Annotated in this window: 14 protein-coding genes; 8 read left to right on the forward strand and 6 right to left on the reverse strand. The window is 73.1% G+C overall.

Annotation, left to right across the window (positions count from 1 at the left end; translation table 11 throughout):
* Positions 1-34 precede the first annotated feature (34 nt).
* Both ABZ452_RS27585 and ABZ452_RS27590 read right to left on the reverse strand, forming a co-directional pair.
* Positions 35-217, reverse strand: a complete 183-nt coding sequence (locus tag ABZ452_RS27585) for a hypothetical protein (protein ID WP_046564715.1) — start codon at positions 215-217, stop codon at positions 35-37.
* Positions 218-271: 54 nt separating this feature from the next.
* Complete coding sequence (locus tag ABZ452_RS27590; protein WP_357948797.1) at positions 272-2,368, reverse strand: TOMM precursor leader peptide-binding protein; 2,097 nt, start codon at positions 2,366-2,368, stop codon at positions 272-274.
* Positions 2,369-2,897: 529 nt separating this feature from the next.
* On the opposite strand from ABZ452_RS27590, the gene ABZ452_RS27595 reads away from it, so the two are divergent.
* The 5 genes from ABZ452_RS27595 (at position 2,898) to ABZ452_RS27615 (ending at position 7,528) form a co-directional block, all read left to right on the forward strand.
* A complete protein-coding gene (locus ABZ452_RS27595; protein WP_357948799.1) occupies positions 2,898-3,845 on the forward strand; it encodes an ABC transporter ATP-binding protein in 948 nt (315 codons plus the stop codon).
* Positions 3,842-4,684 carry an ABC transporter permease gene (locus tag ABZ452_RS27600; protein WP_357948802.1) on the forward strand — a complete coding sequence of 281 codons (843 nt, stop codon included), beginning with the start codon at positions 3,842-3,844 and terminating at the stop codon, positions 4,682-4,684. Before ABZ452_RS27595 ends, ABZ452_RS27600 begins: the two co-directional genes overlap by 4 nt.
* A 21-nt stretch (positions 4,685-4,705) precedes the next feature.
* Positions 4,706-4,945, forward strand: a complete 240-nt coding sequence (locus ABZ452_RS27605) for a hypothetical protein (protein WP_357948804.1) — start codon at positions 4,706-4,708, stop codon at positions 4,943-4,945.
* Between the two features lie 89 nt (positions 4,946-5,034).
* Complete coding sequence (locus ABZ452_RS27610; RefSeq protein ID WP_357948807.1) at positions 5,035-5,517, forward strand: GNAT family N-acetyltransferase; 483 nt, start codon at positions 5,035-5,037, stop codon at positions 5,515-5,517.
* A gap of 175 nt (positions 5,518-5,692) precedes the next feature.
* A complete protein-coding gene (locus tag ABZ452_RS27615) occupies positions 5,693-7,528 on the forward strand; it encodes an AMP-dependent synthetase/ligase (RefSeq protein ID WP_357948809.1) in 1,836 nt (611 codons plus the stop codon).
* A 184-nt stretch (positions 7,529-7,712) separates the two neighbouring features.
* Here ABZ452_RS27615 and ggt read toward each other — a convergent pair whose 3' ends face one another.
* The gene (ggt, locus tag ABZ452_RS27620; RefSeq protein ID WP_357948811.1) at positions 7,713-9,515 is read right to left on the reverse strand and encodes a gamma-glutamyltransferase; all 1,803 of its coding nucleotides are present in this window, start codon (positions 9,513-9,515) and stop codon (positions 7,713-7,715) included.
* Positions 9,516-9,646: 131 nt separating this feature from the next.
* Between ggt and ABZ452_RS27625 the strand changes: the two genes are divergently transcribed.
* The 3 genes from ABZ452_RS27625 to ABZ452_RS27635 are packed head-to-tail and all read left to right on the forward strand — an operon-like array spanning position 9,647 to position 11,016.
* The gene (locus tag ABZ452_RS27625) at positions 9,647-10,042 is read left to right on the forward strand and encodes a metalloregulator ArsR/SmtB family transcription factor (RefSeq protein WP_357948814.1); all 396 of its coding nucleotides are present in this window, start codon (positions 9,647-9,649) and stop codon (positions 10,040-10,042) included.
* Complete coding sequence (locus ABZ452_RS27630) at positions 9,975-10,457, forward strand: SRPBCC domain-containing protein (protein ID WP_357948816.1); 483 nt, start codon at positions 9,975-9,977, stop codon at positions 10,455-10,457. The genes ABZ452_RS27625 and ABZ452_RS27630 overlap by 68 nt, the downstream gene beginning before the upstream one ends.
* Positions 10,444-11,016, forward strand: a complete 573-nt coding sequence (locus ABZ452_RS27635) for a TIGR03086 family metal-binding protein (protein ID WP_357948819.1) — start codon at positions 10,444-10,446, stop codon at positions 11,014-11,016. Before ABZ452_RS27630 ends, ABZ452_RS27635 begins: the two co-directional genes overlap by 14 nt.
* 97 nt (positions 11,017-11,113) lie before the next feature.
* On the opposite strand, the gene ABZ452_RS27640 is transcribed toward ABZ452_RS27635, so the two are convergent.
* The 3 genes from ABZ452_RS27640 to ABZ452_RS27650 form a co-directional block, all read right to left on the reverse strand.
* Positions 11,114-11,896, reverse strand: coding sequence for an SDR family oxidoreductase (locus ABZ452_RS27640; protein WP_357948822.1), 783 nt, complete (start codon positions 11,894-11,896; stop codon positions 11,114-11,116).
* Between the two features lie 75 nt (positions 11,897-11,971).
* Complete coding sequence (locus ABZ452_RS27645; RefSeq protein ID WP_357948825.1) at positions 11,972-13,126, reverse strand: enolase C-terminal domain-like protein; 1,155 nt, start codon at positions 13,124-13,126, stop codon at positions 11,972-11,974.
* Positions 13,123-14,154 carry a LacI family DNA-binding transcriptional regulator gene (locus ABZ452_RS27650; RefSeq protein WP_357948827.1) on the reverse strand — a complete coding sequence of 344 codons (1,032 nt, stop codon included), beginning with the start codon at positions 14,152-14,154 and terminating at the stop codon, positions 13,123-13,125. The genes ABZ452_RS27645 and ABZ452_RS27650 overlap by 4 nt, the downstream gene beginning before the upstream one ends.
* Positions 14,155-14,279: the final 125 nt, after the last annotated feature.

Raw genomic sequence — 14,279 nt, forward strand, 5'->3', positions numbered from 1 at the left:
TTCGTCAGCGTCGGGGGCAACCCCGTCGGACCGGTCAGCCGCAGCTGGAGGTGCTGGTGCTGGTGCTGCAGCAGCTCGACGTGCTGCAGCTGCAGCAGCTCGAGCAGGAGCAGCTGGAGCTGGTGGCGGCGAGCGCCTCGCCGCCGTCCTCGACCTCCTCGATCTCGAAGGTCTCGGTCTCCAGCTCGCGGAGCTCGTCGTTCAGGGTGATCGGCATGTTGTCACCTCCCTTCCGTGGTGCGTGCCTCGCCGAAACCACTGACGTGGTGGTTCAGTCGGCCGCCGGGGCGTGCCGGCGCAGCAGGACGACGCCGCTGCGGAAGGCCCCGGTGGCCCGGACGTCCCGGGTCGTCGTCTCGACCAGCAGGGCGCTCATCCCCCGCTGCGCCAGCGCGGCCAGTACGGCCGCCCGGTCGGTCGGCGTGGCCGCCGCCGCGGCCGGGGTGGCGCCGACGGTGAGCACGGCCGGGTCGAAGTCCCGCAGCACCGGGTCGCCGAGGTCGGCGACGGCGCTCTCGAAGTGCCGCACCTGCACCCGCCCGACCGCGTCGCGCACGGCCGCCAGCCGGGTGGCGACCGGGTCGTACCCGCCGGCGAGCGCCCAGTCCCGGTCGCCACCGTCGGGCGGCTCGGCGACGGCGAGCACGGCGTGCGCCGGCTCGGCCCCGGTCAGGGTGTAGACCGACAGCCGGCGGCCGAAGCGGTGGGCGGCCTTGACCACGAACGCGGTGTCGTCGTCGCCGACCAGGTCCTCCTCGCTGACCGGGCGCACCTCGGCCCGCCCGCGCAGCGCCTCGATCAGGGCCCGGTAGGCCAGCGCGTCGGCCAACCCCCGGTCGGCGACCTCGTCGAGGGAGCCACCGGCGGCGGCGCCGGCCACCGTCGGCTCGGCCCAGCCCTCGGCGTTGAACCCGGAGGTCGGCAACGCCAGCGCGGCCGGCACCCGGACCGACCCCGTCCCGTCCAGGACGGTGGCCGTCAGCCAGCGGGTGCGCCGCCGCTCGTCGGCCGGCGCCCCGGTCGGCGTGAGCTCCGACCAGGGGACCGGTTCCTCGCCCCGCTCGCGCAGCTCGGCGGCCGACGCGGTGACCGCCGCGGCCAGGTCCGCGTGGCGGGCGGCGTGGTCCCGGACCGCCACGCGGTACGCGGCGAGCCGGGCGCCCATGACGGTGTGCACGTCGAAGGCCGTCACCTCACGCGGCCCGCGCCGGCCGGGCAGCCGCAGCCGGGCCGTCTTCAACGGCGCCTGCTCCAACGGGTCGTCGACGAACCGGCTGAACACCCCGACGTTCGGCGTCACCAGCGCCTCGGCCCGCTGGTAGGTCTCCTCCTCCGCGCCGGCGGACGGCCCCGGGTCGGTCACCTCGACGTCCCGGCAGACCGGGCACGCCGGGTGCGGCAGCACCCGCTCCCGGGTGGACTCCAAGGTGGCCATGTCGAGCAGCAGCACCCCGCCGCCGGTGTCCGGCGCGAACGCGCCGGTGAACGCGCGGAACAGCTCGAAGGCGGCGGCGTTGCCGAGCATCCGGGCGGTCACCTCGGGCAGGGCCGCCACGACGTCGCCGCCGACGGCGAGCTGACGCCAGAACTCCGCCGCGGTCGCCGGGTCCGCGGCGGCCGCCAGCCGCAGCTGGGCGCAGTGCCAGCACGGCGTCTGTCCGGCGAGGACGGTCGGGCCCACCACGGCGCGCTCGTCGTCCCAGCGCACCGGCACGAGCAGCGGCCCGTCCCGGTGGCAGTCGCGGGCCAGCGCGGCCAGGCGGGCCAGGCCGTCGGGGCCGGTGCAGCAGACGACCGCGTCCACGGCGCGCAGGTCCGGCGCCCCTTCGTGGCACCGCACCTCGGCCGGCAGGCCGTCGGCGCGCAGGTCCGCCAGCTCCGGCCGCAGGGCCTCGGCGTACCACTCGGGGTCGTCGTCGGTGTGCAGGTCGAGGCGGACGCAGCCGTTGCGGAGCAGTCCGGTCGCGGCGGCCAGCAGCGCCTCTCCCCCGCCGCAGAGCGCCACCCGGGCGGAGTGGAAGCGCCGGAACCGGCCGGTGGGATCGTCCGCGAAGTGGTCGATGAACTCGATCTGGGCGGCGAAGCGGCGGGCCAGCGGCTCGGGAAGAGCGCTGCGCTCCCCCGCGTCCTTGGCGAAGCCGCGGTCGAGCAGGGCGCGGACCAGGGTGAGCACGGTCTGCCGCTGGCCCGGGTCGAGGGCGGCGGTGAGCTGGGCGAGGGTGTGCTCCCCGGTCAGGTACGGGCTGAGCGACGTCAGCCAGCGGAACGCCGACCTGCCCTTGATCAGGAACGCGCTGTCCGGCCCCCGCAGATACGCGCCGGCCGGGGCGTCCAGGAACACGACGTCGTGCCGCAACTTGGGGCGCATTTCCAGGCTGGTTGCACCGTCCGGCGGCTGGCTCATGCGACCCCCCATGACAACGACCACGGTCACTTCTAAAGCGTCTTCATGCTGCCCAAGGTCATGTCTTTCGTCAACAGATTGTTTCGCGGGAGGCAGTGACGTGAGCAGATTTCAGCGGATTGAGCTGCGGCTAAGACAAAAACCTCCGGCGGCCCGGAAGGCGGCCCTACCGGAGCCGATCGATCTTCGGTACTCTGTGCGCGTCGTCACTCCGCCGCAGGTCAGAGGCCCGAATGCCCGCTGCAGGGCGCCGTCTCCATGGCCTGGAGCGGGGCGGCACGAGCGCGGACCGACCAGCTTTCCGGCGCGTCGGACCCGCCTTAACCAGCGCTAAAGTCCAGCCAGGGAAATAAAAACCCCGCAGTGCAGTCGGAAATGGGAAGGAATCCGGGATGAACGCGAAGCAAAACCCGACCGACAGCCCGGCGGCACGGCATCGCACGATTGCGGTGGCACGTTGAGGAATGACCGTTTTGCCATTGAAATTCATCAAGTGACCAAACGTTATCCCGGCGGGATCACCGCCGTGGACGGCCTTGACCTGCGGGTGCACGAGGGCGAGGTGCTCGGCTTCCTCGGGCCCAACGGCGCGGGCAAGACCACCACCATGCGCATGCTGGTCGGGCTGGTCCGGCCGACCAGTGGCCGGATCGAGGTGCTGGGCCGGCCGCCGGGCACCCCCGAGCAGCTCGCCCGGGTGGGCGCCCTGATCGAGTCGCCCGCCTTCTATCCCCACCTGTCCGGTCGCGACAACCTGCGCCTCGCCGCCCGGTACGCGGGCGTGCCCGAGCGGGCCACCGACCGGGTGCTGACCGAGGTGGGCCTGACCGACCGGGCCGGCTCGCCGTTCCGCACGTACTCGCTCGGCATGAAGCAGCGGCTCGGCGTGGCCGCCGCCCTGCTCAAGGAGCCGACCCTGCTGATCCTGGACGAGCCCACCAACGGCCTCGACCCGGCCGGGGTGACCGACATCCGCGAACTGCTCCGCACGCTCGGCCGGCACGGCCGCACCGTGCTGCTGTCCAGTCACGTCCTCGGCGAGGTGGAGCAGATCTGCGACCGGATCGTCGTCATCGACTCCGGGCGGCTGGTCGCCGACGGCACGCCGGACGAGCTGCGCGGGTCGCTCGGCCAGGCGGTGCTGGTGATCGACGCCGACCCGGCGGACCGGGCGGCGGAGTGCCTGCGCGGGCACGACGGGGTCCGGTCGGTGGAGCTGGTCGACGGGCTGCTGCGGGTCACCACCGACCCGGCCCTGGCCGCGGCGCTGAACCGCCGGCTGGTCGAGGCCGGGATCGACGTGCGGGAGCTGCGCCCCGTGCGGCACTCGCTGGAGGAGGCGTTCCTGAGCTTGACCGCGCCCGCGCGGCCGCAGACGGCGGGGTCCGAACGGCAGGACCAGGGACAGGACGTGGCGACCACGACGGGGGGCGTCCGATGATGACGGCGGTGCGGGCGGCCTGGTTCGCCGACCGGAAACGGCCGGCGGTGTGGACCGTGACGGCGACCTGGCTCGCCCTGGCGCTCGGCTTCGGCATCGGGGTGCCCTACCTCGTGCACCTGGCGCTGGCCGGTGACCCGAAGGAGGCGAAGTCGGCCGAGTCCCTGCTGGCCGCCGTCCTGCCCGGCCAGCTGGTGCCCACCGGGATCGGGCTGTTCCCGCTGTTCGGAGGCGCCATCCTGGTGATCCTCGGCGCGCTCGTGGTAGGCAACGAGTACCGCTGGGGGACGTGGAACCTCATCTTCACCCAGCGGCCACGGCGGGTGCAGGTGATGGCCGGGCAGGCCGTCGTCCTGTGCGGCCTGACCCTGCTGATCGCCGTGCTCACCTTCGGCGTGCTGGCCCTGACCACCGGCGCGCTGGCCGCCGTGGAGGGACGGGCCGCCGACTGGCCGTCGGCCGGGCGGCTCCTGGCGGCGGTGGCCGGCGCCTGGCTGATCTGCACCGCCCACGCCGCCGTCGGCTGGTTCCTCGCGATCGCGTTCCGCAGCGCCACCACGGCCATCGCGGTCGGTCTGATCTGGACGCTGGTCCTCGAGAACGCGGTCAGCGCGCTCGCCCTCGCACTGAGCCCGCTGGAGGTGGTCCAGAAGGTGCTGCTGGCACCGAGCTCGGGCGCGCTGGCCGGCGCCCTGGGGGCGCGGTCCCAGTTCGACGGGGGCACGCCCGGGGTGCTGGAGTCCTCCAGCGCGCTGGTGCCGACCCTCGTCCTGCTGGGCTACGTTCTGGTCATGTTCGGAACGGGCAGCTGGCTGGCCGCGCGGCGCGACGTCGGCTGACGCAGCGGAGGAGATGTCGAGATGGACTTCCTGCTCGCCTTCGCGGTGACCGGCCTGGCGGCCTCCGGGGGCTGGATCGCCTGGGCCGCGGTCCGGGGCTGGTCGCGCGCCCGCGACCGGCGCCACGAGCTGCGGCTGGCCCGCGCCCGCGCCGGCGCGGACATCCGGCGCGCCGAACTGGCCGCGCAGGTCCGCGAGATCGAACTCGCCAACGAGACCTACGAGGACTTCGTCCGCCGCCACCCGGAACGCGAGTCTTGATCGCTGCCGACTCTGCTGGTTGGCTGGCCGCCATGACTGATCTCGGGCCCGTCGCCTGGCCGCCTGAGCCGATCCGGACCGAAAGGCTCGTGCTCCGTGAGTCCGAGGCCCGGGACCGTGCGGCGTTCATCGAGCTGCTGTCGTCGTCGGAGGTGCACACCTACCTCGGCGGCCCCCGTCCGCGTCACGAGCTTGAGCGCGAGCTGGCCGAGGTGCCCGGGCGGTGGCCCGGGAGTTTCGTCGTTGATCTCGACGGAGCGATGATCGGCCAGATCCTGCTCAGGAGAGCAACCGAGCATCGTCGCCCGGTCGCCGTGGGGAAGGCCGATCTCGGCTACCTGTTCCTGCCGCGGGCGTGGGGATCCGGGTACGCCGCCGAGGCGTGCGCCGCGGCACTCGACTGGTTCGACGGTGTCCTTCCCGGCGAGCCGGTGGTGCTCACCACCCAGACCGCCAACGCCGGCTCGATGCGCCTCGCGGCGAAGCTGGGGTTCACCGAGGTGGAGCGGTTCCACGCCTGGGACGCCGAGCAGTGGCTCGGCTTGCGGTCCCCGGTCACGCCACCCGGGTGAGATCGTTCTCGACAGCACGGCCTCACCCCTGTTCCACGCCTTCGCCTCGGCGGAGCAGACGTCGCACGCCAACGCGAGTGCCCACACGGCGGCGCGTTTGCCCAGCTACGCCTCGGGCATTCGCGCCGGGGAGCACTGGGCGTGCAGGGACGACAGCCAGGGGGCGTACGGGGGCATGCGGGGCAGCGTCGCGGTGAAGCCGGAGGTGACCGGCGGCGAGTCGGTGGGGCTGGCCGACGTGGTGTGGGACAACGCGCTCCGGAAACCGGACACGGTGCAGTTTCTGCGCCCGAACCCGGACGTCCGGTCGTGGCCCCCGCGCCAGTCCGGCGCCGGCGACGCGGGCGCGGTGACCTGCGGACAGTTCCGCGACGACGTGCTGGCGTTGGCGCGAGGACTCATCGCCGCCGGGGTCGCCCCAGGGGACCGGGTGGCGTTGATGAGCCGCACCCGCTACGAGTGGACCCTGGTCGACTATGCGGTGTGGACGGTCGGCGCGGTGACCGTTCCGGTGTACGACACCTCGAGTGCCGATCAGCTGGCCTGGATCCTGGCCGACTCCGGCGCCGTGGCGTGCGTGGTGGAGACGCCCGAGCACGCGGCGATGCTGACCGGTGTGCGGGACACCCTGCCGAAGCTCGGACAGGTGTGGCAGATCGACGCCGGCGACCTGATACGGGCAGCGGGCCGGGGCCAGAACCTCGACGACGAGCAGGTGGAGGCCCGTCGTCGCGCGGTGTCGGGCCGGGACGTGGCGACGATCGTGTACACCAGCGGGACGACGGGCCGGCCGAAGGGCTGCGTGCTGACGCACCGCAACATCCACCTCGACGTCGGCAACGCCGTCGCGGCGCTGCCGGAGCTCTTCCACGAGAGGGCGTCGACGGTGCTCTTCCTGCCGTTGGCGCACGCGTTCGCCCGGATGATCCAGGTGGGGATGGTGCAGACCCGGGCCACGATGGTGCACAGCGCCGACATGAGCGGCGTGATGGATCAGCTACGCCGATACCGGCCCACGTTCGTCCTCGCGGTGCCACGCGTGTTCGAGAGGATGCACAACCGGGCGCGGCAGAAGGCCATCGAGAGCCACCAGGGTCGCCTCTTCGCCGTCGCGGACCGGGTGGCGGTGCGGTACAGCCAGGCCCTCGACCGCCCGTCCGGCCCTTCTCCGGCGCTCCGGCTGGCGCGGCGGGTCTTCGACCTGCTGGTGTACCGGAAGCTGCGGGCCGCGCTCGGCGGACGGTGCCGCGTCGCGATCGTCGGCGGCGCCCCCCTCGGTGAGCGGCTCGGCCATTTCTTCCGCGGCGCCGGTCTGACGGCGCTGGAGGGCTACGGGTTGACCGAGACCTCCCCGGCGCTGGCGGCGAACCGACCGTCGGCGATGCGGATCGGCACGGTCGGCCGGCCGCTACCGGGTGTGGAGTTGGCGATCGCCGACGACGGGGAGGTCCTCGTCCGCGGCGACGTGGTGTTCCACAGCTACTGGAACAACCCGTCCGCCACCAGCGCGGCGTTCACCGCCGACGGCTGGTTCCGCACCGGCGACCTCGGCAGCCTCGACGACGACGGCTATCTGCGGATCACGGGCCGCACCAAGGAGATCCTCGTGACCGCGGCCGGCAAGCACCTCGTCCCCGCACCGATGGAGGATCGGGTACGCGCGGACCCGCTGGTCAGCAACTGCATGCTCGTCGGCGACGCCAAGCCGTACGCCGCCGCTCTGATCACCATCGACCCGCAGGCATGGCAGCGGTGGCGGACCGCTCACGGCCACCCGCGCGCATCGGTGGCGGAACTACGCGACGACCCCGCCCTGCGCGGCGAGATCCAGGCCGTGGTCGACCGGGCGAACAGCTCGGTCTCCAAGGCGGAGGCCATCAAGACCTTCCGCATCCTGCCCGACGACTTCACCGAGGCCAACGGTGAGCTCACCCCCACCTTGAAGATCAAGCGCGAGGTGGTGGCGCGGCGCCGCGCCGCCGACATCAACGCTCTCTACGCCGGCCATTAGGCCGCGTCTCGACGTCGGGCCGCACCTGAGAACGACACCCCCGACGTGACGCCGCAGCGGACGGCCGAGGTCGGCTACCGCTACCTGCGCAAGCTGCGGTACTGAGAATCCGCCTGCACGAGTGCTGACGGGCACCAGGGCCGGCGGCCGGACATGCCGGCCCTGGTGCCCGTGACACCCGTCGTCAGTCGCGCGCCCAGCGGCCGACGACGGCCGCCGCGCCGCCGCCCCGGCGTACGGGCTCCGCAGCGGCGATCAGCCGGCCGTCCGGCAGGAACTCGATTCCGGTTGCCGCGCCGATCTCCGCGGTGGCCGAGAAGGCGTGGCCCGGGGGGAGGCCGGTGGCGTACCCGGTGATGAAGGCCGGCTCCGCCTGGGTGCTGGCGCCGTTGCGCTGCGACGCCCGCGGCGCGGCGAGGGCCTGCGGCAGCGTCATGCCCCAATCGATCCGGTTGACCAGCATCTGCAGGACGGTGGTGATGATCGTGGCGCCGCCGGGCGAGCCGACGGCCAGGAACGGCCGGCCGTCGGCCAGCACGATGGTGGGTGCCATGGAGCTGCGCGGGCGCTTGCCCGGCCCCGGGAGGTTCGGATCGGTCGCGGCCCCCTGGGTCGGCGCGAAGTTGAAGTCGGTCAGCTCGTTGTTGAGCAGGAATCCCCGGCCGGGCACGACCATGCCGTTGCCGCCGGTCGCCTCGATGGTCAGCGTGTACTCCACGACGTTGCCCCACCGGTCGGCCACCGTCAGGTTCGTGGTGCCGGTGCGGTCGTCGCGAACGTCGGCGGCGGTCGCCGCCGAGCAGCCGCCGTAGGCGCCGTCGGGGACGCCGGGCGCGACCGGCTTGGGCAGCGCCGCCGACGGGTCGATCAGGCAGGCCCGCTCCTTGGCGTACGCGTCGCTGAGCAGCTCGCGGAGCACGTTCCGCTGGGTACGGTCGCCGACGTACCGGTTGCGGTCGGCGAACGACAGCGCGCTGGCCTCCAGGTAGTGGTGCATCGCCTGGGTCGCGGTCATGGACCGCAGGTCGAACTGCTCGAGGATGTTGAGCGCCTCCCCCACGGCGGTGCCGCCGCTGGACGGGGTGGACATGCCGTACACCTCGAGGCCGCGGTAATCCGACCGGGTCGGCTCGGGGAAGCGGGTGCGGTACGCGGCGAGGTCGGCGGCGGTCATGCCGGCGGGGCGGATGGGGTACGGCCACGAGCCGACCGGCTGCGCCGCCACCGGCGGGTGCTGCACGGTCGCGACCACGTCGCGACCGACCTCGCCGCGATAGAGGGTGTCGGTGCCCCGCTTGGCGATCAGCCGGTACGTCTCGGCGAGGTCCGGGTTGCGGAAGGTGCTGCCGACCGCCGGCGGCTGCCCGCCGGGCAGGTACAGGGCGCTGGTCGAGCTGAACTGGCCGAACGCCGCCTGGTTCCCGGCGATCTGACCGGCGAAGGTCTCGTCGACGGGGAAGCCGTCCTCGGCGACCCGCGCGGCAGGCGTGAGCACCTGCGCGAGCGACCGGGTGCCCCAGCGGTCCAGCGCGTCCTGCCAGGTGAGCAGGGTGCCCGGGACGCCGACCGACAGCCCGCTGATCCGGGCCTCGTCGAACCGGTACGGCGCTCCGGTGGCCGGGTCGATGAAGGTGGTCTCGCTCATGGAGGCCGGTCCGGCCTCCCGGCCATCGATGGTGTGCACCCGGCGGCTCTTCGCGTCGTAGTAGACGAAGAAGCCCCCGCCGCCGATGCCGGCCGAGAACGGTTCGGTGACGCCGAGCGTCGCGGCGGCGGCGACCGCCGCGTCGACCGCGTTGCCGCCGCGCCGCAGCACCTGCAGGCCGACGGCGGTGGCGGTGGCGTCCACGGTGGAGACCGCTCCGCCGTAGCCGACGGCCACCGGCTCCTTCGGCGGCCCGGACGGCTTCGCGTGGGCGGGCATGGCGGTCCCGGCCACGAGCGTGGCCAGGGCGATGGTCGCGGTGACGAGGGCCCGAGGTCTCATCCGGCCTCCCAGATCGACATGAGTGGACCTCCTGCCTACTCCACCGGCCGGGGGCGGGCAACCCGAGGGTTGACGGATGGCCGGCCTGCTACTTACGGTTCTTTAAACCATCAGGTTGAAAGGGTGGGCGGATGACCACGGATGCGCTGTCCCGCGCCTTCGCCGCCCTCGCGGATCCGACCCGGCGCGACATGGTGGCCCGGCTCTCGGAGGGCGACGCGACTGTGGGCCAGCTGGCCGAGCCGTACCGGATGACGCTGCAGGCGGTCTACAAGCATCTGCGGGTGCTCGAGGACGCCGGGCTGGTCAGCCGGCCGAGCGGGCCGCAGCCCCGGCCGGTGCGCCTGGAGGCGGGGACCCTCGACCTGATGGACACCTGGATCGAGCGCCACCGGCGCCGCGTCGAGCAGCGCTATCGCCGCCTCGACGCCGTGCTGGCCGAGATGAAAGGAGAGAAGCATGGACCGGATCACGGAGACAGTGATCGAAGCCGATCCGAGGCTGCCGGTCATCCGGATGAGTCGTGACTTCGCGGCAACAGCCGAGCAACTGTTCCGCGCCCACACCGATCCCGAGTTGTTCGCCCGGTGGGTGGGTCCCGACACCATGACCACCCGCATCGAGCACTGGGACGCGTCCACCGGCGGCAGTTGGCGGTACGCCTCGGTGCGCGGCGACACGGAGTACCGGTTCCGCGGCTGCTTCCACGACGTACGGCCGGACCGCATCGTGCAGACCTTCACGTTCGAGGGCGAGCCCGACGGAGTCGCGCTGGAGACGTTGTGGTTCGAGGACCTGGGCGACGGCCGTACGCGGCTGCGGACACAGTCCCTGGTCGACAGCTTCGAAGGCCGCGACGCGTGGCTGCGCAGCGGCATGGAGGTCGGCGTCAACGAGGGCTACGCGAAGCTGGAAAGGATGATCGTCGATGGCGCTGTCTGACCACCCGGCCGAGCGGCACCGCCAGGTCGCCGGGCTGTTCACCGACCGGGTCCGCGGCACCCGGTCGTGGGACGCGCCGGCCCCGGTCGCCGGTTGGACCGCCCGCGACGTCGTGCGTCACCTGACCGAATGGTTCCCCGGTTTTCTCACCTCAGGCGCCGGCATCGAGTTGCCCAAGGGTCCGTCCGTGGACGAGGACCCGGTCGCCGCCTGGCAGACCCACGGCGATGCCGTGCAGGCGGTGCTCGACGACCCGGAGACGGCGCACCGCCACCTCACCAACCCCCACATCGGCAGCCTGCCGCTGGCGGCCGCGATCGACCGGTTCTACACCACCGACGTCTTCATGCACACCTGGGATCTCTCCCGGGCCACCGGCCAGGACGACGCCCTGGACCCCGAGTTCTGCGCCGAACTCCTCGGCGGGATGGAGCAGATGGAGGAGATCATCCGCTCCTCCGGCCAGTACGGCCCGCGAGTGGCGGTCCCCGAGGACGCGGACGCCCAGACCAGACTGCTGGGTTTCATCGGCCGGGATCCGTTCTGGTCGAAGCCGTGAGCCGCGCTGCCCGGTGACGTCGTTGGCCGGCCGCGGCCCCCGGCATCCCGCCGGCCGTCGGTCGTCAGGACCGCCGCACCGTCGTCCGGTCCCGCAACTAGTGCGCGAAGTCGGCGGCGACGATGCGCTCGTCATGAACGCCGGACGCGTCGTCGGACGCCAGCCAGACCACGGGCGGGCCCATCACGGCGGGGTCCAGGAACGCACGGCCCTCGGGCACGGCGTCGAGCGGCAGCATCCCCGTGACGGTCGCGCCCCCGGGCAGCAGGAGGTTGACGGTGACGCCCGTGTCCCGCAGGTCGGCGGCCATGATGCGGGACAACGCCTCGCTCGCGGCGCGCGACGGTCCGTAGGGCACGAACCCGGCGCGGTGCATGGTCGACACGCTCACGGCGATGTTGACGATGCGTCCACCGCCGGCGGCCAGCATCCGCGGCGCGACCTCCCGCGCCACGAGGAAGTAGCCGGTCAGGTTGGTGTCCACCACGGCGCGGAATCCGTCGACCGGCACCTCCCAGAACCCCCGCGGGTCGGTCATGAAGCGCGGGTTGACGGTGCGCATGCCGATCCCGGCGTTGTTCACCAGCATGTCGACGCGGCCCAGCCGTGACCACGCCTCGTCGACCGCCCTGGTCACCGACGACTCGTCTCGTACGTCCAACTCGATGCCGATCGCCCCCGGCAGGTCGGCCGCGACGGCCTGTGCGCGGGGACCGGACCGACCGGTCAGCGCCACCGCGGCTCCCGCCTCGGCGAGGGCGGTGGCCATGGCCCGTCCCAGTCCGCTCGTCCCGCCGGTCACCAGCACCCGCACCGGGCCACCCGGGCCGGCGAGCGGACCGTCGCCGGCCGCGGTCTGCTCAGGGAGGGAAGCACTCATGGCGGGGACGCTAGGGGCTGGAGCGGGCTCGAAGTCAAGGCGATGTGGTGTCGCCAGGCCGTGGCTGCCGGGCGGCTATGGGGCGAGCACGTCGACGGCGAGTTCCCGCACCACCGACTCGTCCACCTCGACGCCGAGCCCCGGCCCCGTCGGCACCTGAGCGACGCCGTCCTTCACCTCGACCGTCGCCCCGGTGGCGTAGGAGGAGGTGAGGAACTGCCGGCCGTTGAGGTCGACGGGCGTGTCGATGCCGTACGCGGCGAACAGGTGCAGCGAGGCGGCGAGGCCCAGGTCGGAGTCGGTGAGCCCGGAGCCCATGAGCCGCACCCCGGCGTCCTCGGCGAGGGCGCAGAGCCGCCGCGACAGGGTCAGCCCGCCGCTGCGCTGCACCTTGGCGATCGCCACGTCGACGGCGTCGAGCTTCACGAACGTCGCCAGGTCGCTGGGGTGGCGCAGGCTCTCGTCGAGCGCGACGGGAATCGGTGACGACTCCCGCAGCCGGCGCTGCCCGGCCACGTCGTTCGCCGGCAGCGGCTGCTCGAACGCGGTGACGTCGTACTCGGCGAGCCGGCGGGCCATCCGCAGCGCGCCGTCGACGGTGTAGCCCTGGTTGGCGTCCACCCAGAGCGCGGCGTCGGGCGCGGCCTCGCGGACGGCCCGCACCACGGCGGCGTCCTCGGCTTCGCTGTGCAGGCCGACCTTCACCTTGAACGCCCGGTAGCCGAGGTCACCGCCCTCCGCGACCGCGTCGGCGACCTCGGCGGCGGTCTGCCCGGAGACGATCCAACCGAGCTGGATCGTCTCCCGGCGGCGCTGCCCCCACAGCACCCCCACCGGTACGCCGAGAGCGCGGCCGAGCAGGTCGTGCAGGGCGATGTCGACGGCGCTCTTGGCCAGGGGCGAGCCGATGGTGAAGCCGCGGTTGATGGCGCGGTCGAAGGCGGTGGTCACGCCGTCGAGGTCCCAGGCCGGGCGGCCGAGGATGGCCGGGGCGAGGTAGCGGTCGATGGTGGTGACGATGGATTCGGCGGTCTCGTACGTCCAGGCCGGGATCGGGGTGGCCTCGCCCCAGCCGCTGACGCCACCGGCGGTGACCTTGACGAGCACCCGGATGCTGGGCGTGCCGGCGACGGCGACCGAGCCGCCCGAGACGCCGAACGAGCGGATGGTGGGCAGCGCGACGGCGTACGTCTGGACCGCGTCGACGGTCAGGCCGGCGAGCGGGGTCACGAGCCCACCTTGGCGGTGCTGCCGCGCAGGACCACTTCGCCGCCCATCCGCAGGAGCCGGCGCCGTCGCCCGTTGTTCTCGGTGAGCGCCAACTCCATCGCCTTTTCTCCGAGGCGTTGCAGGGGCAGCGCCACCGTGCTCAGCGCCGGGGTGAGGTCGCGGACGATCGGGATGTCGTCGAAGCCGGAGACGGAGATGTCGCCCGGGACGGACAGGCCGTGGTCGCGCAGCGCGGCGCAGGCGCCGATGGCCATCACGTCGGTCAGGGCGAACACGCAGGTGGCCGTCGAGCCCCGGGCCAGCAGCTCGGACATGGCGCCGTATCCGCCGTCGCGGGTGAAGGGGCCCTCGACGATGTCGGTCGGGGCCAGCGCCACGCCGGCCTTGGCCAGCTCGTCGCGGAATCCGCCGAGCCGGTCGGCGACGGTGGTGAGCGCCCGCGGTCCGGAGAGCACGGCGAAGCGGCGGTGGCCGAGGTCGAGCAGGGCGCGGGCCATGGCGGCGGCGCCGGCCCGGTTCTCCGGCAGCACACTGTCGACCTTCAGGCTGCGGTGCCGGCTGACCACGGCGACCCGGCCGCCACCGTCCAGGTAGGGCTTCAGCTCGGCCTCCAGGGCCCGCTCCCAGCGGGCGTCCTCGAAGCCGGAGCCGATCAGCAGGATGGCCGGCGCGCGCTCGGCGCGCAGCATCGACACGTACGCGATTTCCCGCTCCGGGTCGCGGAAGGTGCTGGCCAGCATGACCAGCAGGTCGTTGTCACCGGCGACCCGCATGACGCCGCCGGCGATGGCCGCGAAGTAGGGGTCGGTGACGTCGTGGCAGATGACGCCGACGGTGCGGTGGGAGGCGCCGGCGAGGGCGCGGGCGTGCGCGTTGGGGGTGTACGCCAGCTTCTCGGCGGCGGCGAGGACCCGGTCGCGCAGTTGCGGGGTGACGCGCATGCCGTTGAGCGCCCGGGAGGCCGTGGCCAGCGAGACGTCGGCAGCTCTGGCCACGTCTTCCAAGGTCACGTGCGCCCGTGGCTGCATCGAGTTCTCCCTGCGGAAGTTCTTGACCGGATTATTTCGGCGTGGTTACCGTAGCACCCTGAAAGCGCTTACTGAAAGCGCATTCAGGGCCGGTTCCCCGTCCTCACCGGGGTCGTCCGGCCCTG

The organism is Micromonospora sp. NPDC005707, assembly GCF_040631005.1.
Lineage (GTDB): Bacteria > Actinomycetota > Actinomycetes > Mycobacteriales > Micromonosporaceae > Micromonospora.

Coding starts and splice junctions, on each gene's coding strand:
- ABZ452_RS27585 (WP_046564715.1), bottom strand. CDS start 217: ATGCCGATCACCCTGAACGACGAGCTCCGCGAGCTGGAGACCGAGACC.
- ABZ452_RS27590 (WP_357948797.1), bottom strand. CDS start 2,368: ATGCGCCCCAAGTTGCGGCACGACGTCGTGTTCCTGGACGCCCCGGCC.
- ABZ452_RS27600 (WP_357948802.1), top strand. CDS start 3,842: ATGATGACGGCGGTGCGGGCGGCCTGGTTCGCCGACCGGAAACGGCCG.
- ABZ452_RS27605 (WP_357948804.1), top strand. CDS start 4,706: ATGGACTTCCTGCTCGCCTTCGCGGTGACCGGCCTGGCGGCCTCCGGG.
- ABZ452_RS27615 (WP_357948809.1), top strand. CDS start 5,693: ATGCGGGGCAGCGTCGCGGTGAAGCCGGAGGTGACCGGCGGCGAGTCG.
- ggt (WP_357948811.1), bottom strand. CDS start 9,515: ATGAGACCTCGGGCCCTCGTCACCGCGACCATCGCCCTGGCCACGCTC.
- ABZ452_RS27625 (WP_357948814.1), top strand. CDS start 9,647: ATGACCACGGATGCGCTGTCCCGCGCCTTCGCCGCCCTCGCGGATCCG.
- ABZ452_RS27630 (WP_357948816.1), top strand. CDS start 9,975: ATGGACCGGATCACGGAGACAGTGATCGAAGCCGATCCGAGGCTGCCG.
- ABZ452_RS27635 (WP_357948819.1), top strand. CDS start 10,444: ATGGCGCTGTCTGACCACCCGGCCGAGCGGCACCGCCAGGTCGCCGGG.
- ABZ452_RS27640 (WP_357948822.1), bottom strand. CDS start 11,896: ATGAGTGCTTCCCTCCCTGAGCAGACCGCGGCCGGCGACGGTCCGCTC.
- ABZ452_RS27650 (WP_357948827.1), bottom strand. CDS start 14,154: ATGCAGCCACGGGCGCACGTGACCTTGGAAGACGTGGCCAGAGCTGCC.